A 19,558-nucleotide genomic window follows, 5' to 3' on the forward strand; every position below is an offset into this window, starting at 1 on the left:
CGATAAAAATGACGGCCGCGGCTATAGGCCCTGGATTGGCCGGCATTGCCCTGCCTTCAACGAGCAATGAGGGCCGCAGGATGGTCGACGCATATATTATCTGCGGCACGCCCAGGACCGGAAGCACTTTGCTGTGCAAACTCCTGGCCTCCACGAAGGCGGCGGGCGATCCTCATTCGTTCTATCGGCGGCAGGACGTGCCCGAATGGGCCGAAGAGTGGGGGCTGCCCGGCCGCGACACGATGGGCGAACTCGAATTCAATGCCGCCTATCTCAATGCAGCCATCGCCGCCGGCAAGGGTGGGACCGGCATTTTCGGCCTGCGCCTGATGCGAGAGAATCTGGATGAGCTTTCAGCAATACTCGACCGGATTTTCCCGGGGCTTGTCTCGGATAAAGCTCGTTTCGAGAGGGCTTTTGGCCGTGTTCTCTACATACATCTGTCACGCGAGGACAAGCTTGCGCAGGCCGTATCGCTGGTCAAGGCGCAGCAAACCGGCCTTTGGCATGTCGCTCCCGATGGCACCGAACTGGAAAGGGTGGGACCTCCCGGAGAACCTCGATATGATTTCGGGCGGATCAAGGATGAGGTTGCCGAGCTCGATGGTTATGACACTGCCTGGAACATGTGGTTCGCGGAGCAAGAGGTAATCCCGCTGCGAATCGGCTATGAGCGCCTGTCGAGCGATCCGGTTGCAACGTTGGCGTCCGTTTGCGACGCCTTGGGGGTTCAGTCACCGGATGCTGGCGATATAAGACCCGGCGTCGCAAGGCTTGCCGACGAGACAAGCCTCGACTGGATGCGCCGTTATCATCTGGATGCGGCGTCCGAGGCGTCGACGGTATAGCTATGCCGTCTTCGCCACCACCGTTTCGCTGAGCCAGGTGCCGATCTTGGCGCCGAGGCGGTCGGGTGAAACCGGCTTCGGCAGATAGTCGTCCATGCCGGCTTCGATGCACTTGTCGCGGTCGCCCTTCAGCGCATGCGCGGTGACGCCGATGATCGGAATGTGGCTGCCATCCGAGGCCTCCGTCGCCCGGATGGCGCGGGTCGCCTCGTAACCGTTCATCTCCGGCATGGAGACGTCCATCAGGATCAGCCTCGGGCGCAACGAGCGGTACATCTCGACCGCCGTGCGGCCGTTGCCGGCTATACGATAGCTCAAGCCCAACCCGTTGAGAATCTGGCCGAACACCAACTGGTTCACCTCGTTGTCCTCGGCGATGAGGATGTCGATCGGACCGTTCGGCGCGACCGTCGGCTCCGGCACGGGGACGGCCGGCATTGCCGGGCCGCGGATGACGGTAAAGGCGGGCGGCGCCGCCTGCGGCAGCGCCGGTACAGGTTCGCGAACGAACTGCGCCCTGCCGACCTGCGAGCGGGCTTTCTGGACGACCGAGATGACGGTGCCGAGCAGGACCGCGGAGCGCGCCGGCTTGGTCAGGTGCGCGGCAATGCCGAAATCAATGATCATCTTGCCGAAATCGACCTGGTCGACCGAGGTCAGGAGCACGACCGGTATGGCCGACAGCCGGCTGTCGGCGGCAATGGCTTTCGCGACATCGGCGCCGTTCATACCGGGCATCTGGTAATCGAGGATGATGCAATCGACGGCGGCCCCCAGCTGGCAGGCGCGGTCGAGGAAAGCCAGGCCGACCGCACCGCTTTCGGCGGCGGCGCAGTCGAAGCTCCAGCTCCTGAGCTGTTCGAGCAGGATCTCGCGGTTGACCGGATTGTCGTCGATGACCAAAACGCGGGCGCCGGTGACGTCGACCGGCACAATCTCGTCGCGAGCCTCGGCACGATGCACGGGCAGGGGCACCGCGAACCAGAATACGGAGCCGCGGCCGATCTCGCTCTCGACGCCAATCTTGCCGGCCATCAGGTCGACGAGGCGGGCGGCGATGGCGAGACCAAGGCCGGTGCCCTCGTGACGGCGGGTCGAGGAGCCGTCGACCTGGGCGAATTTTTCGAACACGTTCTGCAACTTTTCGGCCGGGATGCCGATGCCGGTGTCCTCGACGCGCAACTTGAGCTGGACGACGTCATTGACGGTTTCGCCGCCGACGTCGATCAGCACATGGCCCTTCTCGGTGAACTTCACCGCGTTGCCGAGCAGGTTGGTGACAATCTGGCGGAACCGCCCGGCGTCGCCGACGACGTACGCCGGCAGGCGCGGGTCGACGCGCACGATCAGTTCGAGGTTCTTTTCGGCGACATGGGCGGAGACGAGCGTGGCCACATCCTCGACCGCCTCGGCAAGGCGGAACGGCGCCGGGTCGAGCGTGAGCTGGCCGGCATTGATCTTGGAGAAATCGAGGATGTCGTTGATGATGGTGAGCAGCGCATTGCCGGATTTGACGATGACGTCGGTGAAGGTCTTCTGGCGCGCGGTCAGCTCGGTCTTGGCCAGCAGCTCGGCCATGCCGAGCACGCCGTTCATCGGCGTGCGGATTTCGTGGCTCATATTGGCGAGGAATTCCGATTTGGCGCGGTCGGCCGCCTCGGCCTTGAACAGCGACTCGGCGGATTCGGCGAAGGCGCGGCGGATGGCTTGCTCCATCGGCCGGAAGATCCAGAAAGCGGCGATGGAGAGCACCGCGAACAGCAATCCGCTCGCCCACAGCAGCAGCCGGTCACTGGAGGCGTCGGCCAAATGGCGCTCGTCGTCCATGGCGGTGCGGACGCGGACCAGCATCGGCTGGGCAAACAGGTCGTTCTGGTTGCGGATTTCGCGATAGCTCCACTCATCGACCTTCTGCGCCACCGACATCAGGTTGAAGTTTCGAATCATGTCGCGCGGAGACCAGAACAGGTCGCCATTGACCGAAGCGGATTCGAGCTCGTTGATCGTCTTTGTCGACAGGCGTGGACGCAATGCGGCGATCTGGGCCGCAAGCGTCCCAATCTCGCTGGTCAGGCGTTCCGAATGGCCGCGCGCCGACGCGGTCAGCGCATCGCGCGTCTCCGCTCGCCAGGCGGTTCCCGTCGTCTCGGCGAAGCTGGTCGCGTTGCGCAGATCGCGGGTAAAGATGACAAGGTTGCTGCTCAGTGCATCGATCTGGTGGCGGAAGGAATTGACGCGATCAAGTGCGAGCATGATCGCCAGCGAAGCCAACGCGAAGATCAGCAATCCTGAGAGATAACGGCTCCGGATGGACCGTATGAAGGAAGAATATTCCGGCATGCGCAACCCCAACACATACGCATTATTTTGACGGTCGGGATTACGCTTGATTTACATTAAGATTTCGTTCTGGCGACCGAGGATTTCGGATTCCCGCCGAGCCTCCCATGTAGCCTGCCGGCTGCGCCGAGATGAAGGGCCGCGGCCACTTCAAGGGACGGTCAAGCTTCGGATATTATTTCAATCCGCGGGCCGTTTGTGATGCCGGGATTCCTGGTTCGAGCCGCGAAGCATTTCACGGTCGTCGGCATCGACCAGATCGACGTCGCCGCCCCGGAGCGACTGGCCCTGCTGGCGAGCCGTTCTTTCCCGCTTCGACCGCTTCAGTTCGTCCTCGGCGTTGAAATTCTTGTCCGCATTCTTGGTGTTCACCCGCTCCTCGATGATTTGCACCTGCTGTTCGTGGGTCTTCTTGCCGGTCATGGGATATCTCCCTCTATTTGTTCGTCCGGCCGGTCTGGTCGGGGTTCACACCGCCTTGCGGGGTGGTGTCGTTCTCGACATCGCCCCGAAAAGTATTTTCGCCATCGAGTTCCTCGTCGTCGTCAAGAATGTCGCCACCCTTGATGGTGCCTTTGGATGCGCCGATGCCGGGATCGTTGCGCAAGTCGCGATCGCTTGGCCTCGGCTGTTTGCGATGCTTGTTATCGTTCATGGGTTGCCTCCTGCTTCTGGTCCCGAACGTCGCGACGGGTGCAATTGTTCCCGAAACGCAAGGTCCCCAAACGCTCTGGCCGGGAGTGAGGCCACCGCAGCCGCGTATCTTCGAACAGCGGAATGCTGCCACGAGTGATGTCAGCTCCGCGTCAACCGGTTATCGATCGGGCAGCATTTGGCGCGCCTGCCTGTTCGGCGCGGCGGATCAGATCGACGCTGTGATGCCGCCGTCCACATAGAGAATATGGCCGTTTACGAAAGAGGAGGCATCGCTGGCCAGGAAGACGCAGGCGCCGACCAGTTCCTCGACCTTTCCCCAGCGGCCGGCTGGCGTGCGCTTTTGCAGCCAGGTGCTGAACGCAGGGTCGGCGACAAGGGCAGCGTTGAGCGGCGTATCGAAATAGCCGGGTGCAACGGCATTGCATTGCAGGCCATGTTTGGCCCAATCCGTAGCCATGCCCTTGGTCAGGTTGCCGACCGCGCCTTTCGTTGCCGTGTAGGGCGCGATGCCCGGACGGGCGAGCGCGGTCTGCACGCTGGCGATGTTGATGATCTTGCCGCGACCGCGCCTGATCATATGGCGCGCCACGGCCTGGCCGACATGGAAGACGCTGGCGACGTTGGTCTGCAGCAGGCGCTCGAACGCATCGGCGGGAAACTCCTCGAGCGGCGCGCGGAATTGCATGCCGGCATTGTTCACCAAAATGTCGATCGCTCCGCCCTCCAGTTCGAAACCGTCGACCGCCGAGCGAACCGCTTCATGATCGGTAGCATCGAAGGCCAGCTTTTCCGCTCCGGGAATCTGCCTGATCGCGGTGGCGAGCCTTGCCTCGTCACGGCCGTTGAGGATCACCCTGGCGCCGGCTTCGGCCAAACCCTTGGCCAAGGCGAAGCCTATGCCTTGCGAGGAGCCGGTTACGAGGGCGGTGCGCCCGCTGAGATCGAACAATTTGGTCGACATCGAACCTGATCCTCCCGATTGGCCCGTTAAACAGAGACCTTCACGCCAAGCCCCGGGGTCTGCCCGATTTCAATTGTTGCGCGTCGCCACGAAGGTCGCGGCTGCCTTCAGCAGGCCGGCCTGCTCGCCATAGGGTTCGAGCAGCGCATGCGCCTGATGGACAAGGCCATGCAACTGGGCGCGTGCCCATGCCTCCCCGTGCAGCGCCACCAGCGTTGCCTTGCCAGCGGCGGCGTCCTTGCCCGTCGCCTTGCCCATCTGTGCGGCATCCGCGGTCAAATCGAGAAGATCGTCGGCAAGCTGGAAGGCAAGCCCGATCGCCGAGCCGAACTCGGCCAGTCTTTCGCGATCCCCGGCAGGCACGCCGGCGACGACCGCGCCCGCCTCGCAGGCAAAGCGGATCAGCGCACCGGTCTTCATCGCCTGCAGCCGGATGATCCCGGCCTCGTCAGGGGCGATGCGCTCGGCCTCGAGGTCCAGCGTCTGGCCGCCGACCATGCCGCCGGCCCCGGCGGCGCGGGCGAGCGCCAGCACAAGGGCGGCCCGCCGCTCCGCCGGCAGCGCCGTAGTCTCGTCGGCGAGGATGTCGAAGGCAAGCGTCAGCAGGGCGTCGCCGGCGAGGATGGCAGTCGCCTCGTCGAAGGCCCTGTGCACGGTAGGCTGGCCGCGGCGCAGATCGTCGTCGTCCATCGCCGGCAGGTCGTCATGGATCAGCGAATAGCAGTGCACGCATTCCAGTGCGGCCGCCACGCGCAGTGCCGCTTCGCCGTCGGCGGAAAACAGGGCCGCGCTTTCCATCACCAGAAAGGGGCGCAGGCGCTTACCGCCGTTGAGCACGCCGTGCCGCATCGCCGCCATAAGGCGCTCGGGCCGCGCGATCTCGCCCGTGAGCGCGCGGTCGTCGAGCAATCGCCGCAGCAACGTCTCGACGGCGGCGGCCCGTGCGACGAGCGCCGTTTCGAACGCCATTTCATCGTCATTCGTCATGGCCCGGACCGGTAGCCGACACTCAGACGTTGCGCAAGAAGACAAGCGCCATTATGCCGGGGGAGGGAGAGACACGGGTTGGGCGACTTGGCGGAACCGATCGTCGATCATGAAACCGAAAAGCTGGACATGGCGACGAGATCCCGTGGCGTGAACCGTCGTGCTCTCAAACGCTGGGTCCGGCGCGGTATCGTCGTGGCTGCCGTGCTGGCGCTTATCCCTACGGTGCTGACCTTTCTCTATCTGCCGTCTTTCGTGCATCCGGTGTCGACGCTGATGCTGAAGGATCTTGCCACCTTCTCCGGCTATGACCGCCGCTGGGTGTCGATCGACGACGTGGCACCGGTGCTGGCCAATTCGGTGATCATGTCGGAGGACGGACAGTTCTGTTTCCATCGCGGCGTCGACCTCGGCGAATTGCGGGGTGTCGTCGACGACGCGCTGGCCGGCGAGGGGACGCGCGGCGCCTCGACCATCACCATGCAGACGGTGAAGAACCTGTTTTTGTGGTCTCGTCCGCTGGGCACGGTTCGCAAAGTCGTCGAGTTGCCGCTGGCCGTCTATCTCGACGCGGTGATGTCGAAACGGCGGATCATGGAAATCTACCTCAACATCGCCGAGTGGGGGCCGGGCATCTACGGGATCGAGGCGGCCGCGCGGCACCATTTCGGTATTTCGGCAAAACAGCTGTCGCGCCGTCAGGCCGCGCTGCTTGCCGTCAGCTTGCCAAATCCGATCGCCCGCAACCCGGCCAAGCCCGGGCCGGGGCTGAGGAGGCTGGCCAACTTGATCGAGCGGCGCGCCGGCCGATCCGGCGCTTATGTCGGCTGCCTACAGTAGCCGACATAAAAAAATTCGCGGGCAGCGCTGGCCAAAACGGCACCGGGCGTGTATAGGCACCCGACTTTCTCAGATTCCGGCCCCTGACACGGCCCTTTCACGAGGGCGGGCGGGGCTTTTGACCATGTAGTGGAGCATATCCATGGCCGTTCCGAAACGAAAAACCTCTCCGTCCAAGCGCGGCATGCGCCGCTCGGCAGACGCCCTCAAGGCCCCGACCTATGTCGAGGACAAGAACTCCGGCGAAATGCGCCGCCCGCACCATATCGACCTGAAGACCGGCATGTATCGCGGCCGCCAGGTGCTGACGCCCAAGGAAAGCTGAGACCAGCTTTCCTGATGTTTGAGCTAAAAAGACCGGCCGCTGGCCGGTCTTTTTGCGTCTGTCGGGACCGACGACCGACAGCGTAGCTGCGTCTCCAGGCCTTGATCTCCGATCGGCCCGGACGCCGCCTCATCGTGCATCCTCGAGGCATGGCCGATTGCATACCGCACATCGCCTTCGACTCGGTCGACACGACTTTTCCCAATGATCGAACCGTGAGCCCGATGCGCGGCAATCGCCGGAGGAAGCGTCGCTGGTGTTTTTCGCAATCTGTGGGATTGCCATAGACGGTTTCTTATGCGATTTTTGAATTTATAGTCGGAAATCGACACAGATTGGGAATTCGATGTGGGATTTCGTCAGCACAAGTGATCTCGACGATACCGAGCAGGCCGTCCTTTCCCAACTCAAAGTCGATGGGCGGATGTCGAGTGTGGATATCGCCAAGCGCATCGGCGTCACCGAAGCGACGGTGCGGCGGAAAATGGCCCGTGTGCTCGAGGACCCGGATATCTGCATCCAGGCGGTCGTGCGCCCTTTGCGCAGCGATGTCGGCATTGCGGCCATTGTCGGGCTCGACGTCGACCGCGAGCACATCATCAGCGTTGCTCGAAAACTGTCGGAATACTCGTTCGTCGACAGCGTTTACGCCATGACCGGGCCGTTCGACATCATCATCCAGCTCACTTTGCCATCCACGACCAGCCTGCACGATTTCCTCGTCAGTGAACTGGCCAACGTTCCCGGGATCAAAGATTCCGAGAGCTACATGATCGGTCGCGTCTTCAAGCATAGCGGCCGGGCTTACCAGCACAGCAAAACCGAAGAAAAAAGAGGGTAACAATGGGTGAGTTTCTTTCCGCTTCGCGCCGCCGCGTCCTGACCCTTCTTGCCGCCGCGCCGCTCCTCCTGCCGTTCACTGCCACCGCCCATGCCAATGGGCTGGTCGACCAAATCAAGCAGCGCGGCACCATCCTTGTCGGAACCGAGGCCGCGTTCGAGCCGTTCGAATTCGTCCGCGACGGCCAGATCGTCGGCTATAACAAGGACATTCTCGACTATGTGGTCAGCCAGCTCGGCGTGAAGCTCGACCAGCTCAACCTGCCTTTCCAAGGCTTGCTGCCAGGGCTGCTGGCCAAGAAGTTCGACCTGATGGCGACCTCGACCGGCATCAACGCCGAGCGGGCGGCGAAATACGCCTACACGCGGCCAACCGGTTCGTTCGAGAACGTCGTCGTCGTGCGCGTCGACGAGGAGCGCATCAAGAAGCCGGAGGACATCAACGGCATGGTGGTGGCCACGCAACTCGCCTCCTCCGTGCAGCCCATCATCGAGGCCTATGACAAGGAGCTCAAGGATAAAGGCGGCAAGGGTGTCGGCGAGATGAAGCTGTTCACCTCCTTCCCCGAGACCCATGTCGCTCTGGCCTCCGGCCAGGTCGACGCCATCGTCATCGCCTCGCCTTCGGCGGCCGTTCTGATGAAGAACGTTCCCGATACCTACAAGGTCGTCGGCTCGATCGGCGAATTCTCCTATCTCTCCTGGGTGGTGCGGCCGGAGGACAAGGATCTGCGCGCCTTCATCAACGCCAAAATCGGCGACTTGAAGGACAGCGGCAAGCTGAAGGAGCTTCAGCTCAAACGGTTCGGGTTCGAGATGAAGACGCCCGACGAGGGTTATCTGCCGCCTGGCGCGCTCTAAGCCCCCAACCAGGCGCCCGGCGCTGCCGGACCGGTGGTTCCAGTCATTGGACGCGCCGGTCTCGGATGGCCCGGACGTCCAGGGATCATTCGAGCTGAAAAATGTTCCATTTTTCAAAGACGCTGACCTTCCTGCCGGAATTCCTGGCCGGCGCCGGCATCACGCTGAGCGTCTCGGCGCTGGGGTTTCTGGTGGGCACATTGATCGGCTTCGGCCTGCTCGCATGTGGCAGGTCGCGCTGGCGCGTGATCCGCTGGATCGGCGCGGTCTACACCAGCTTCATCCGAGGCACGCCGCTGATCGTGCAGATCTTCATGGTCTACTACGTGCTGCCGGGCCTCGTCGGTATCGACCTGCCGCCGCTCCTGGCCGGCGTGCTGGCGCTCAGCTTCAACAGCGCGGCCTTCGTCGCCGAAATCCTGCGCGCCGGGCTGACGCGCATTCCCGCCGGCCAGTACGAGGCGGCCAAGGCGCTCGGGCTGAAGCCTGCCGTGACCTGGTTCAAGGTCATCCTGCCGCAGCTCTTCCGCGCCATTATCCCACCGATGGTCAACGAGTTCACCATGCTGGTGAAGGCATCCTCGATCCTGTCGGTGATCGCGGTGGTGGAACTGACCCGCACCGCGCAGAACATCATGAACGTCACCTACCGGCCGGTCGAGGCCTTCTGCATCGCGGCGGTGCTGTATTTCGTCGTGCTGCTCTCATGCAGCGTGCTGACCAAGCGCCTGGAACGCAAGGCGCAAGGCGTACGCGCATGAGCTTCGATTTTTCCGTCATAGCGGACAACTGGCAGATCCTCGCCAAGGGCTTCGGCAACACGGCGCTGATGTGCGCTGTCGCATTGCCGTTCGGCTTCGCGCTCGGCACCGTGCTGGCGCTTATCCGGCTGCGCGGCGGACGGGTGCCGACGGCGATCGTCTCAGCCTATGTCGAAATATTCCGCAATATCCCGTTCCTGATCCAGATATTCCTTTTGTTCTACGCCTTGCCGATGTTCGGTGTCAGGCTCTCGCCCGTGGTCGTTTCGATCGGCGCGCTGTCAGCCTATGCCAGCGCCTATTCGGCCGAGATCATCAGGGGCGCGATCCAGTCGATTTCGTACGGCCAGGTCGAGGCCGGCTACGCGCTGGGGCTGCGCTACCTGACTATCTTCCGCAAGATCCTGGTTCCGCAGGTGCTCGGCTACATCCTGCCCGCGGCCACCAATCTCACCATTACGCTGATCAAGGAATCGGCGATCCTGTCGGCGATCACCGTACCGGAACTCACCTACATGGCCCAGAACATCATTGGCCGCACCTTCTCGCCGGTGGAGATCTTCACCGCCATCGCATTGCTGTACTGGGGGCTGACGGCCTTCGTGGCAGCGATCTCGCGCAGCCTGGAGCATAGGCTGCAGCCCCATCTCGCAGCCCGCCGTGGCGCCTGATCCAAAAAAGCTTCAACGCAGAGGAGACCCCATGTCCAAACTCACCACCGCGCCGCGCGACGTCTTCCAGACATTCATGAACTTTCCGCTGGTCGATGACCTCGACACGCTGAAGGCCGATGTCGCCATCATCGGCATGCCCTATGGCGATCCCTACACGATCGACGAGCTGATCAACGACCAGACCAATGCGCCGACCGCGGTGCGGCGCGCCTCGCAGCGGATCAGCCAGGCGCTCGACCGCTATGATTTCGACATCGGTGGGCCAGTCTTCGACGGCAAGGACATCAAGGTGGTAGACGTCGGCGATGTTCCCGGCGCGGCGGCCGATCATGTCGGGCACTACGGCAGAGCCGAAGCGGCGATCCGCAAGATCCGCGCCGCGGGCGCACTGCCGATCACAATCGGCGGCGACCACGGCATTCCGATCCCGATCTTCCGGGCGCTTGACGGCGAGGGTCCGATCACGCTGGTTCAGCTCGATGCCCATCTCGACTGGCGTGACAACGTCAACGGGGTCAAGGAGGGCTATTCCAGCACCATCCGCCGGGCCTCAGAAATGACGCATATCAAGGACATTTTCCAAGTCGGCGTTCGCGGCCAGGGCAGCGCGCGCACCGAGGAGGTCGAGGCCGCCCGCGCCTATGGCGCCAACATCATCACCACCAATGAATGGCAGGACATCGGCACCGCGGCGCTCCTGAAGCGAATTCCCGACGGCGGCCGCTACTATCTCACCATCGATGCCGACGGCCTCGATCCGGCGGTGATGCCGGCGGTCGAGGGGCCACAGCCGGGCGGCGTCAGCTACCGGCAGACGATTGAACTCATCAAGGGGCTGGTCGGCAAAGGAAAGCTGGTCGGCATGGATATCGTCGAGATCGCGCCGGCGCGCGATGTCAACGAGATCACCTCGATGACGGCCGGCCATATCATCCTCAACGTCATCGGCGCGGCCGTGCGCGCCGGCTACTTCAAGCGCTGATCGCGAGCGGGGTGCGCGTTCACGCATCCCGCGGCTCGATTTCTAAGATGTCGGCCGGACAACCGGCTGACATCGTTGTTGCATTCGGTCTTCTAGCGTGTTTGGGGCGTGCTGCGAAAATTCTTGACGGCGTGCCGGTGGCGCACTCTACAAAGGGGTGCCCCCAAATGGAGACGCCAGATGTTCGGTGCCGTCCCGCTGCTGATCGTGCCCTTTGTCCTCTACAATCTCGGGCTGCTCGGAATATTCGGCAGCGGTGACGATCCCTGGGCAAGCGAGGTCTTTTCCGTCGGCATGATGTCCGGCGGGGTGTTCTCGATGACGCTCGGCGACCTTATGGTGCTGATCGGGCTCATCTTCCTCTTCGTCGAGATCGTGAAATCGGCGCGCACTACGAACGCCTCGATCATGGACCATCTGTTGTCGACGCTGGTCTTCGTGGCCTTCCTGGTCGAGTTCCTGCTGGTCAAGGGCGCCGCGCACTCGGTCTTCTTCACGCTGATGATCATCGCGCTGTTCGACGTGCTCGCCGGCTTCTCGGTGTCGATGCGGTCGGCGAGCAGGGATATCAACCTGAATTAACCTCAGCCCGGATCGGCGGTGAAGCCGGCGGCCTCGATGTCGGCGATGGCGGCGGCTTCGTCATTGTCCGAGCTGTCGCCCGAAATACCGACCGCGCCTATGATGCTGCCTGCCTTGTCGCGGATCAGCACGCCGCCCACGACCGGCAACACGCGTCCGCCCGAGACGTCGGAGATGCCGGTCATGAGATGCGGGCGCTCCTTGGCGAAGGCCTCGACGCGGCGCGAGCCCATGCCGATGGCGAGCGCGCCATAGGCCTTGCCGGCCGACATTTGCGGGCGCAGGAACGAGGCGCCGTCCTGGCGCTGGAAGGCGACGAGATGGCCGCCGGCGTCGAGCACCGAGACGCCGAGCGGCCTGAGCTTGAGCTCCGCGCCCTTGGTGAAGGCGGCATCGATGATCTCGAGGGCTTTGTCGAGCGGCAGTGCGGTCATGGCGATCTCCTGTTTGAACGGATAATCATCGGCAGCCGGCCGGACGAGGCAATCCAGGTTCCGGTTGAAATTGCTTCGTGGAAAGCGGGGTGAACGCGCCGATCCGGATCGCGCCTATGCCGCGATCCACCAAATGCGATCAACGGCCACCGGCTCAGGGCCGGCAACGAAGCAACCGGGAGCGGCGTGCTACTTCTTCTTGGCGCGGGCGGGCTTCTTGGCGGGCACTGCCGGCGCGTTGGCAAGGTCTTCGGCTTCCTTGGCCAGCCGCAGCGCCCGCAGCTTGTCGGTCTTGACCTTGCGGGCATCGCTCTCGGCGACATACTCGGCCATGGCCTTCTGTCGGACCGTGGCCGCTTCCTCCTGCTTCTTGAAGCGCAGATCGGCGCGCGCGCGGGCAGTATCCCTAGAGTTCTCAACCAAGAGTCTGTTCCAATCTCGTGACGTGATTTTCGGCCTCTTGTAGCAGAGCCGGCCATTCAACGGGGAAAATAGTTGGTCACGCGGCCGGGTTGCCGCCGAGAGCCTTGCTGGCGAGCACGGCCTCATAGGCGGCCTGCAGGGTCGCGCGTACAGAGGGGCCGGACGCTGCATCGAGGGGCGTGCCGAGATGCTCGTGGCGCAACTCACCCATGAATTTCTCCCATAGCGGCGGCCCGCCCTTTTCCAGAAGCTCGGCCCGGATCGACAATTCCTCGCTGACCGGCAGCCAGACGCGGCCCCAGGCGCCGAGATGGGCCAGGATCGGCACCAGGGTGATCGCCATTTCGGTCAGGCTGTAGATCGCCTTCTGCTTGTGCGAAGGATCGTCGGCCTTGGTCAGCATGCCCAGATCCATCAGCCGCTTCAGCCGGTCGGCCAGTATGTTGGAAGCAATGCCTTCCATCGACCCGTTGAGCAACTCGCGAAAATGGCGCCTGCCGCCAAAAATCATGTCGCGAAGGATGATCAGGCTCCAGCGGTCGCCGAACACTTCCAGCGAAAGATTGATCGGGCAACCCGAGCGGCGATCGATGTTCATTCGATTTCTCCAAAACCGGTTGCATTATTGTATCGGTTTTATTATCGTGCAACCGATTGCAAAATGCAAGCAGATGAGGAGGCCACGCGATGACGAAGACCGGACGCCCCACTATCATATCCGAAGCCTTTGGCGACCCCGCCGACCCCGCTCTGCTGCTGATCATGGGAGCGATGGCCTCAATGTTGTGGTGGCCGGAGGCGTTTTGCCGGAAACTCGCCGCCGCGGGACTGTTCGTAATCCGCTATGATAATCGAGATACCGGCCGCTCGACCAAATACCCGCCGGGAGAGCCGCCCTACACGTTCGACGACATGGCCGACGATGCGATCGGCGTTCTCGACAGCCACGGGCTCGACAAGGCGCATATCGTCGGCATGTCGATGGGCGGCATGATCGCGCAGCTCGTGGTGCTCAAGCATCCGTCCCGTGTCGCGTCGCTGACCGTGATCAGCAGCTCGCCGATGGGGGTGGACACCTCGTACCTGCCGCAGACCAGCGATGCCTATATCAAACATTCGGCTGAAGGCGCGCACATTGACTGGTCGGATCGCCGCCAGGTCATCGACTTCATGATCAAAGATGCCAAGGCGATCGCCAGCACAGCGCATCCCTTCGACGAGGGCCGCATGAAAGCCTTCATCGAGCGGGACTACGATCGCTCCGCCGGCCTGCTCAGCGCGACCAATCATTTCCTGCTCAAGGGCGATAGTGACCGATGGAGGGGCCGACTGCACGAGATGAACGCGCCGCTGCTGGTCATCCATGGTACGGCCGATCCCATCTTTCCGGTCGAGCATGGCGAAGCGCTGGCCGGAGCGGTCGCCGGCGCGAAACTCCTCCGGGTTGAAGGCGGTGGCCACGAACTGCATCCGGACGATTGGGATGTGATCGTCACCGGCATCGTTGCTCATATCCGGGCCGATTGGCACTCAAAGCGCGGTCCTGACGCCACAAGTTTGGGCAATAGTTAAGTAAACATTTCGGTACTAGACGACGTGAACCCCGAGACAGGTGAGCAAAAATGTCCCTGACGCTTCACTATCATCCGCTGGCCTCGTTTTGCTGGAAGCCGCTGATCGCGCTCTACGAGAACGGCACGCCGTTCGCGTCCGTCATCGTCGATCTCGGCGACGAGCAGTCGCGAGCGGCCTTCCTGAAGATAGCGCCCTGGGGCAAGATGCCCGCTTTGCGTGACGATGCGCGCGACCGCACCGTGCTGGAGTCGACCCTCGTCATCGAGTATCTGGCCGCGCACTATCCCGGACCGGTCGACCTCGTCCCCGCCGATATCGACCTCGCAATCGCGGTTCGCCAGGCCGATCGCTTTTACGATCTCTATGTGCAGGAACCGATGCAGAAGATCGTCGGGGACCGGCTGCGCCCGGAACGTAGGACCGATCCGTTCGGCGTCGAACAGGCGCGCGACCAGTTGCGCAATTCCTATGCGATCATCGAGCAGGAGATGGCGTCGAGGAACTGGGCTGTGGGCGACGCCTTCACCATGGCCGATTGCGCGGCCTCGCCGGCCCTGTTCTACGCCAACAAGGTCGAGCCATTCGGCGACAGATATCCTGCCGTGAGTCGCTACCATGACCGGCTGTTGCAGCGGCCGGCCTTCGCCCAGGTGATTGAGGAGGCGCAGCCCTATTTCAAGCTCTTCCCCTATAATGATGGCTGATCGTGGTGCGTGACCGGTCGTTTGAACAGGAACGATCAAGTCTCCCAAAATTGGTCGAGCCAGATGTTGAGTTTCAGGAAGCCGGCATTGCTCACCGTATAGACGCGCCGCGTGCCTTCGGCCTTGGCGTGGACAAGGCCGGCATCGAGCAACACCTTCAGATGCTGCGATACGGCCGGACGTGAGACCGGCAGCCCGGCTGCCAGTTGATTGACGGTTTTGGGACCGCGTCGAAGTTCTTCCAGGAGATGGCGCCGGTTGGGATCGGCGATCGCCATGAAGGCGTCGGAAAGCATCATGCCTCATTTGTGGGGCAAAGTTCTTCGAATCTCAACCGTTTGCTTCTGCTTTTCTTCTTGGGTCAAGCCGCAATGCTTCCGGCGTCACCGAACGGTCGGCGGGCTGCGTCTTGAAGGCGTCGCGGTCCTCGATCGGCACCGGCGCGCGGCGGCTGATGCGCAGCAGCGTGTAGCCTGCCAGGGAAAGATGCGCGAAGGCGGTCGCCAGAAACAGGCCCTCCGGACGCATCCAGCCCATCAGGGCGGCCGCCAGCAAGGGTCCGATCATGGTGCCGAAGCCATAGAGCAGCAGCAGGCCGCCCGAAACCTTGACGAAGTCCTCGGCACTGGCGTGGTCGTTGGCATGCGCCACGGCGATCGAATAGAGCGTATAGGCGAAAGCACCGTAGGCGGCGGTGAAGACGATGACGAAGACGCCGGAGCGCGGCTCGAACAGGAAGATCAAGAGCGCGAACAGCGCAGCGCCGAAAGCGGCACCCGCCAGCACGAAGCGCCGGTCGGTCTTGTCGGAGAAACGCCCGGCCGGAAGCTGCATGGCGGCACCCGCCACCACCACCAGGCTCATCATCAAGGCGATCTCAGCGGTGGAGATGCCGATGCGGGCGCCATAGACGGCGCCAAGCGTGCCCCATGCGCCGTTGGCGATGCCGATGAGGACGCAAGCGATGGCCGAGACCGGCGAGTTGGCGTAGAGCCCCTTGACGTCGAGCTTGACGTCCTGGAGCGGCTTGGGGTGCGAGGCGGTCGATACCGCGGTCGGGATCAGTGACAGGCAGAACAGGATGCCGGTGATCATGAAGAGTGAGGCCGATTTCACGTCGCCGCCGGCGACGATCATCTGCCCGCCCATGATCGAGGCATAGGTGACCATCATATAGAGGCCGAAAACGGTGCCGCGATTCTCGTTGGTGGCCTTTTCGTTCAGCCAGCTTTCGATGACCATGAAGGCGCCGGCCATGGTGAAGCCGGTGAAGGCGCGCAACAGGATCCAGACATATTCGTCGATGACCAGTCCGGTGAGCAGCGCAACGATGGCGCCGGACGCGGCGAAGGCGCCGAAGGCGCGCACGTGGCCGGCACGGCGCACGATACGTGGTGCAAAGAAGCAGCCGGTGACGAAGCCGCCGGCCCAGGCTGTGCCCATCAGGCCAAGCGATGCGGTGGAGAAGCCTTCCACCTGGCCGCGCAGCGGCAACAGCAAGCCGTGCAATCCCGACGCTGCCAAAAGGAAGGCGGTGCCCCGAAGCAGCGAAAGGATCGGTCTGTAGGCTGCGAGCATTTTTTGATCCGGCTGAAATCGAGGAGAGACGCAGAGTCTGAAGACAGTCGCATTCGGGCTTTTCGGAGGCGGGTCTTTTCGGCCTTATCCGCGGCGGAACAGCGCCTCGGCCGCGGATTTGGTGCTGTCCTTCGACTTGAGTTCAGCCTCCAACCGGGCGATCTCGTCACGCAGGATGCCGATCCGTTCCGACAACTCGCCGACGGAGAGCAGCGACAGGTCCTGCCCGATCTCGTGCGGACGCGCCTTCTTCTTGGGTTCGTCGTCGAAGATCGCCATTTGTGCTCCTCCTCCGCCATACCGATTGGCCATTTGCCTGATTTGCCAATGAGCATACATAGGGCAGGGGCGTCGATGCAAACAGCCGGCAAGAATGCGGCGAGGAAAGACGGGAGATTTCATGGCGAGCGGATCTAAAATTCCGGCAAGGATGACGGCCATCGCGATCTCCGAGCCGGGTGGGCCCAGGGTGCTGAAACCGGAGACGCGCGATGTGCCTGTGCCCGGTCCCGGCGAGATATTGATCAAGGTGCGCGCCGCCGGCGTCAACAGGCCCGACGTGCAGCAGCGGAAGGGCGCCTATCCGCCGCCGCCCGGTGCGTCGGACCTGCCGGGCCTGGAGGCGTCGGGCGAAGTGGCCGCGCTCGGCGACGAAATCTCTCGCTGGCGCCTTGGCGAGCGCGTCTGCGCGCTCACTCCCGGCGGCGGCTACGCCGAATATGTCAAGGTTCATGCCGGCAGCGTGCTGCCGCTGCCGGCCGGTTTCACCCACACGGAAGCGGCGGCCGTGCCGGAAAACTATTTCACCGTCTGGCACAATGTGTTCGAGCGCGGCGGCTTGAAGAAAGGCGAAACGCTGCTGGTCCATGGCGGCTCTTCGGGTATCGGCACGACGGCGATCCAGCTTGCATCGGCCTTCGGTGCCCATGTCATCACTACGGCCGGCAACAAGGAGAAATGCGATGCCTGCCTGAAGCTCGGAGCCGACCGGGCGATCAACTACCGCGAGGAGGATTTCGTCGCGGCGGTCAAGGAAGCGACGGGCGGCAAGGGTGCCGACGTCATCCTCGACATGGTCGGCGGCGACTATGTGGCGCGCAACTACGAGGCCGCGGCGGTCGAGGGCCGGATCGTCCAGATCGCCCTGCAAGGCGGCGCGGTGGCGAGCGCCGATTTCTCGAAAATCATGGTCAAGCGGCTTGTTCATACCGGTTCGACACTGAGGCCGCGCACCGTCGAGTTCAAGGCGGCGCTGGCAGCCGCGCTCGAAGCGCAGGTGTGGCCGTTGCTCGGCACGCGCCGGATCGCGCCCGTCATGGACATGATCTTCCCGCTTGCCGATGCCTGGCGGGCGCATGAGCGTATGGAGGAAGGCGATCATATCGGCAAGATCGTGCTCGACGTCGGCTGACGGCAACATTGCCGATGCCTGGCTGGCCGAGGCGGGCTCATACCCGCGACCCGGCCCCTGCCTGCAAGCTGAACAAAAGCTTAATGGTGCAATGCAGCATTTGCATCATTGCTATGCAAAATCAGCCATTCAAGTGCCGCTCGATGATGACTATTTGAGCATCATCGAAACGAACACCCCATTTGGAGGACTGACATGAACCCGATCCGCGCTTTCCGTAACTGGCGTATGTACAACGAGACCGTGCGCGAACTGAACCGCCTCAACGCGCGCCAGCTCAGCGATCTCGGCATCAACCGCGCCGACATCGAAAAGATCGCCCGCCAGGCGATCTGACTTCAAGAACCGCCCCGCCGCAAGACGGGGTCGCAAAGCAGAGCCGCCGCAGACGCTTGCTCGTCGCCGGTTCCGAACCCGCCGGACCTGTCCGGCGGGTTTTGTCTTTCTGGACCCCAAACATATTCGCGGCACCATTTTCATGCCGCCCGTGATTGATCTGCCCCGGTGTGGTTGCCAGATCGACGGGCGTTCCCAAAAACGCCTTCCCAAAAACATTGCGGAACCGCCGGAGAGCGGTTATATAACCTGCGAATTTCCCATTTTGGTGGCTCTAAACCACCGCCCGCGCGGGAACGCGGGCGAACGAGAAGGATTTTTAAAATGGCCAATACGCTGCTGATGCCAAAGGCGACCGCTGTCTGGCTGGTCGACAACACCGCGCTTTCCTTCGAGCAGATAGCACAGTTCTGCGGGCTGCATCCGCTCGAGGTCAAGGCGATCGCCGACGGCGAATCGGCGCAAGGCATCAAGGGCATGGATCCGATCATGACCGGCCAGTTGACCCGCGACGAGATCGCGCGTGCCGAGAAGGATCCGAACCAGCGGTTGAAGCTTTCGGACCCCAAGGTGCGGGTGCCGGAATCCAAGCGCAAGGGGCCGCGCTACACCCCGCTGTCGAAGCGTCAGGACCGACCGAACGCCATTCTCTGGTTAGTGCGCAACCATCCCGAATTGAAGGACGCGCAGATCTCGCGCCTCGTCGGCACCACCAAGTCCACGATCGAGCAGATCCGCGAGCGCAAGCACTGGAACTCTGCCAACCTGCAGCCGATGGACCCGGTGACGCTCGGTCTCGCCTCGCAGATCGATCTTGACATGGAAGTCAACCGCGCATCGCGCGGCCGCGAGCAGGCACAGCCGGTCGGCGACACATTGCTGCCGGCGGCGCTGACCGAGCGCCTGGTTCCGGCTCCCGAAAAGCCGAAGGACGAGGATGCCGAACTCGACGCCAACGCCGTGTTCGCCAAGCTCTCGGCTCTGAAGTCGAAGGACAGGGATAACGACGAGGAGTAGAATTCTCGCGAACTCGACCGAAAAGCCCGCTTCGAGCGGGCTTTTTTACGGGTTGGGAGACCTCAGCTTCGCGCCGCACGGTCCGGCGCCATGCCGTAATCCTCGCTGCGTTCCACCGCCCGGTAAAAATCGGCGAGCTGCTTGCCGCGCTCCGGCTTGAAGACGCGGCCTGCGATGACCACCGAGGCGATGCGATCGATGCGGAAGGCGCGGAAATCGTCGCGCATCTCGCACCAGGCGACCAGCGTCCACACCTTGCCCCAGAACCAAAGGCCCAAGGGCCTGATGTCGCGGGCGGTGCCGCGGCCGGCTTCGTCCGAATAGTCGATGGTCAGCACCTGGCGCTTCTCGATGGCGCGCTCGATCAGGTCGATCGCCTCGCGCGCGGCGTCGCTCACCACCCACATCGGCGTGTGGATCTC

At 63.0% G+C, this 19,558-nt stretch carries 26 protein-coding genes; 14 read left to right on the plus strand and 12 right to left on the minus strand.

Features of this window, described 5'->3' with window-relative positions:
* Window positions 1–8 precede the first annotated feature (8 nt).
* A complete protein-coding gene (locus tag FJ986_RS29955) occupies window positions 9–848 on the plus strand; it encodes a Stf0 family sulfotransferase (RefSeq protein ID WP_246681852.1) in 840 nt (279 codons plus the stop codon).
* Here the strand turns inward: FJ986_RS29955 and FJ986_RS29960 are convergent, their stop codons facing one another.
* From FJ986_RS29960 to FJ986_RS29980, 5 genes are all read right to left on the minus strand, one after another.
* Complete coding sequence (locus FJ986_RS29960; protein WP_140625009.1) at window positions 849–3,188, minus strand: response regulator; 2,340 nt, start codon at window positions 3,186–3,188, stop codon at window positions 849–851.
* Between the two features lie 180 nt (window positions 3,189–3,368).
* Window positions 3,369–3,611: a hypothetical protein gene (locus tag FJ986_RS29965; RefSeq protein WP_140525753.1), complete on the minus strand. Its 243-nt coding sequence runs from the start codon at window positions 3,609–3,611 to the stop codon at window positions 3,369–3,371.
* 13 nt (window positions 3,612–3,624) lie between these two features.
* Window positions 3,625–3,843 (minus strand): hypothetical protein, encoded by a 219-nt coding sequence (locus FJ986_RS29970; protein WP_140517598.1) that lies wholly within the window; start codon window positions 3,841–3,843, stop codon window positions 3,625–3,627.
* A gap of 207 nt (window positions 3,844–4,050) precedes the next feature.
* Window positions 4,051–4,806, minus strand: a complete 756-nt coding sequence (locus tag FJ986_RS29975; protein ID WP_140676863.1) for an SDR family oxidoreductase — start codon at window positions 4,804–4,806, stop codon at window positions 4,051–4,053.
* A gap of 69 nt (window positions 4,807–4,875) precedes the next feature.
* Window positions 4,876–5,793 (minus strand): polyprenyl synthetase family protein, encoded by a 918-nt coding sequence (locus FJ986_RS29980; RefSeq protein WP_140558867.1) that lies wholly within the window; start codon window positions 5,791–5,793, stop codon window positions 4,876–4,878.
* Between the two features lie 78 nt (window positions 5,794–5,871).
* Here FJ986_RS29980 and FJ986_RS29985 point away from each other — a divergent pair, with 78 nt between their 5' ends.
* The 8 genes from FJ986_RS29985 to FJ986_RS30020 all read left to right on the plus strand — a co-directional run bounded on the left by FJ986_RS29985 (window position 5,872) and on the right by FJ986_RS30020 (window position 11,658).
* Window positions 5,872–6,633 (plus strand): transglycosylase domain-containing protein, encoded by a 762-nt coding sequence (locus tag FJ986_RS29985; protein ID WP_140500502.1) that lies wholly within the window; start codon window positions 5,872–5,874, stop codon window positions 6,631–6,633.
* 142 nt (window positions 6,634–6,775) lie between these two features.
* Complete coding sequence (gene rpmF / locus FJ986_RS29990) at window positions 6,776–6,958, plus strand: 50S ribosomal protein L32 (RefSeq protein ID WP_008834724.1); 183 nt, start codon at window positions 6,776–6,778, stop codon at window positions 6,956–6,958.
* Between the two features lie 346 nt (window positions 6,959–7,304).
* Window positions 7,305–7,799 (plus strand): Lrp/AsnC family transcriptional regulator, encoded by a 495-nt coding sequence (locus tag FJ986_RS29995; protein WP_140500504.1) that lies wholly within the window; start codon window positions 7,305–7,307, stop codon window positions 7,797–7,799.
* A gap of 2 nt (window positions 7,800–7,801) precedes the next feature.
* Window positions 7,802–8,659 (plus strand): transporter substrate-binding domain-containing protein, encoded by an 858-nt coding sequence (locus FJ986_RS30000; protein WP_140676866.1) that lies wholly within the window; start codon window positions 7,802–7,804, stop codon window positions 8,657–8,659.
* Between the two features lie 101 nt (window positions 8,660–8,760).
* Window positions 8,761–9,420 (plus strand): amino acid ABC transporter permease, encoded by a 660-nt coding sequence (locus FJ986_RS30005; protein ID WP_140568180.1) that lies wholly within the window; start codon window positions 8,761–8,763, stop codon window positions 9,418–9,420.
* The gene (locus FJ986_RS30010) at window positions 9,417–10,091 is read left to right on the plus strand and encodes an amino acid ABC transporter permease (RefSeq protein ID WP_140500508.1); all 675 of its coding nucleotides are present in this window, start codon (window positions 9,417–9,419) and stop codon (window positions 10,089–10,091) included. The genes FJ986_RS30005 and FJ986_RS30010 overlap by 4 nt, the downstream gene beginning before the upstream one ends.
* A 31-nt stretch (window positions 10,092–10,122) precedes the next feature.
* A complete protein-coding gene (locus FJ986_RS30015; protein ID WP_140580065.1) occupies window positions 10,123–11,076 on the plus strand; it encodes an agmatinase in 954 nt (317 codons plus the stop codon).
* A gap of 180 nt (window positions 11,077–11,256) precedes the next feature.
* Complete coding sequence (locus FJ986_RS30020; protein WP_140500511.1) at window positions 11,257–11,658, plus strand: hypothetical protein; 402 nt, start codon at window positions 11,257–11,259, stop codon at window positions 11,656–11,658.
* A gap of 2 nt (window positions 11,659–11,660) precedes the next feature.
* Here FJ986_RS30020 and FJ986_RS30025 read toward each other — a convergent pair whose 3' ends face one another.
* The 3 genes from FJ986_RS30025 to FJ986_RS30035 all read right to left on the minus strand — a co-directional run bounded on the left by FJ986_RS30025 (window position 11,661) and on the right by FJ986_RS30035 (window position 13,113).
* Complete coding sequence (locus FJ986_RS30025; protein WP_140676872.1) at window positions 11,661–12,092, minus strand: heme-binding protein; 432 nt, start codon at window positions 12,090–12,092, stop codon at window positions 11,661–11,663.
* 189 nt (window positions 12,093–12,281) lie between these two features.
* Window positions 12,282–12,515 (minus strand): hypothetical protein, encoded by a 234-nt coding sequence (locus FJ986_RS30030; RefSeq protein WP_140500515.1) that lies wholly within the window; start codon window positions 12,513–12,515, stop codon window positions 12,282–12,284.
* 76 nt (window positions 12,516–12,591) lie between these two features.
* On the minus strand, window positions 12,592–13,113 hold the full coding sequence (locus tag FJ986_RS30035; protein WP_140676875.1) for a helix-turn-helix domain-containing protein: 522 nt from the start codon (window positions 13,111–13,113) through the stop codon (window positions 12,592–12,594).
* Between the two features lie 89 nt (window positions 13,114–13,202).
* On the opposite strand from FJ986_RS30035, the gene FJ986_RS30040 reads away from it, so the two are divergent.
* The gene (locus FJ986_RS30040; RefSeq protein ID WP_140676878.1) at window positions 13,203–14,087 is read left to right on the plus strand and encodes an alpha/beta hydrolase; all 885 of its coding nucleotides are present in this window, start codon (window positions 13,203–13,205) and stop codon (window positions 14,085–14,087) included.
* 50 nt (window positions 14,088–14,137) lie between these two features.
* Window positions 14,138–14,794 carry a glutathione S-transferase family protein gene (locus FJ986_RS30045; RefSeq protein ID WP_140517605.1) on the plus strand — a complete coding sequence of 219 codons (657 nt, stop codon included), beginning with the start codon at window positions 14,138–14,140 and terminating at the stop codon, window positions 14,792–14,794.
* Between the two features lie 35 nt (window positions 14,795–14,829).
* Here the strand turns inward: FJ986_RS30045 and FJ986_RS30050 are convergent, their stop codons facing one another.
* The 3 genes from FJ986_RS30050 to FJ986_RS30060 all read right to left on the minus strand — a co-directional run bounded on the left by FJ986_RS30050 (window position 14,830) and on the right by FJ986_RS30060 (window position 16,651).
* Window positions 14,830–15,093: a metalloregulator ArsR/SmtB family transcription factor gene (locus tag FJ986_RS30050; RefSeq protein ID WP_140500522.1), complete on the minus strand. Its 264-nt coding sequence runs from the start codon at window positions 15,091–15,093 to the stop codon at window positions 14,830–14,832.
* A 31-nt stretch (window positions 15,094–15,124) separates the two neighbouring features.
* Entirely contained in the window at window positions 15,125–16,372 is a 1,248-nt protein-coding gene (locus FJ986_RS30055) for an MFS transporter (protein ID WP_140500523.1), read from the minus strand.
* Between the two features lie 84 nt (window positions 16,373–16,456).
* Window positions 16,457–16,651: a DUF1192 domain-containing protein gene (locus FJ986_RS30060; RefSeq protein ID WP_140500525.1), complete on the minus strand. Its 195-nt coding sequence runs from the start codon at window positions 16,649–16,651 to the stop codon at window positions 16,457–16,459.
* Window positions 16,652–16,772: 121 nt separating this feature from the next.
* Between FJ986_RS30060 and FJ986_RS30065 the strand changes: the two genes are divergently transcribed.
* From FJ986_RS30065 to FJ986_RS30075, 3 genes are all read left to right on the plus strand, one after another.
* The gene (locus FJ986_RS30065) at window positions 16,773–17,783 is read left to right on the plus strand and encodes an NAD(P)H-quinone oxidoreductase (protein WP_140500527.1); all 1,011 of its coding nucleotides are present in this window, start codon (window positions 16,773–16,775) and stop codon (window positions 17,781–17,783) included.
* A gap of 195 nt (window positions 17,784–17,978) precedes the next feature.
* Window positions 17,979–18,119 (plus strand): DUF1127 domain-containing protein, encoded by a 141-nt coding sequence (locus FJ986_RS30070; protein ID WP_140500528.1) that lies wholly within the window; start codon window positions 17,979–17,981, stop codon window positions 18,117–18,119.
* A 324-nt stretch (window positions 18,120–18,443) separates the two neighbouring features.
* Window positions 18,444–19,136, plus strand: coding sequence for a DUF1013 domain-containing protein (locus FJ986_RS30075; RefSeq protein WP_140517606.1), 693 nt, complete (start codon window positions 18,444–18,446; stop codon window positions 19,134–19,136).
* Window positions 19,137–19,198: 62 nt separating this feature from the next.
* On the opposite strand, the gene FJ986_RS30080 is transcribed toward FJ986_RS30075, so the two are convergent.
* The coding region (locus FJ986_RS30080) for a WYL domain-containing protein (protein WP_140517607.1) at window positions 19,199–19,558 on the minus strand (360 nt) is incomplete at its 5' end.

Origin of the sequence: Mesorhizobium sp. B1-1-1 (assembly GCF_006442955.1) — a bacterium.
Classification (GTDB): Bacteria; Pseudomonadota; Alphaproteobacteria; order Rhizobiales; family Rhizobiaceae; genus Mesorhizobium.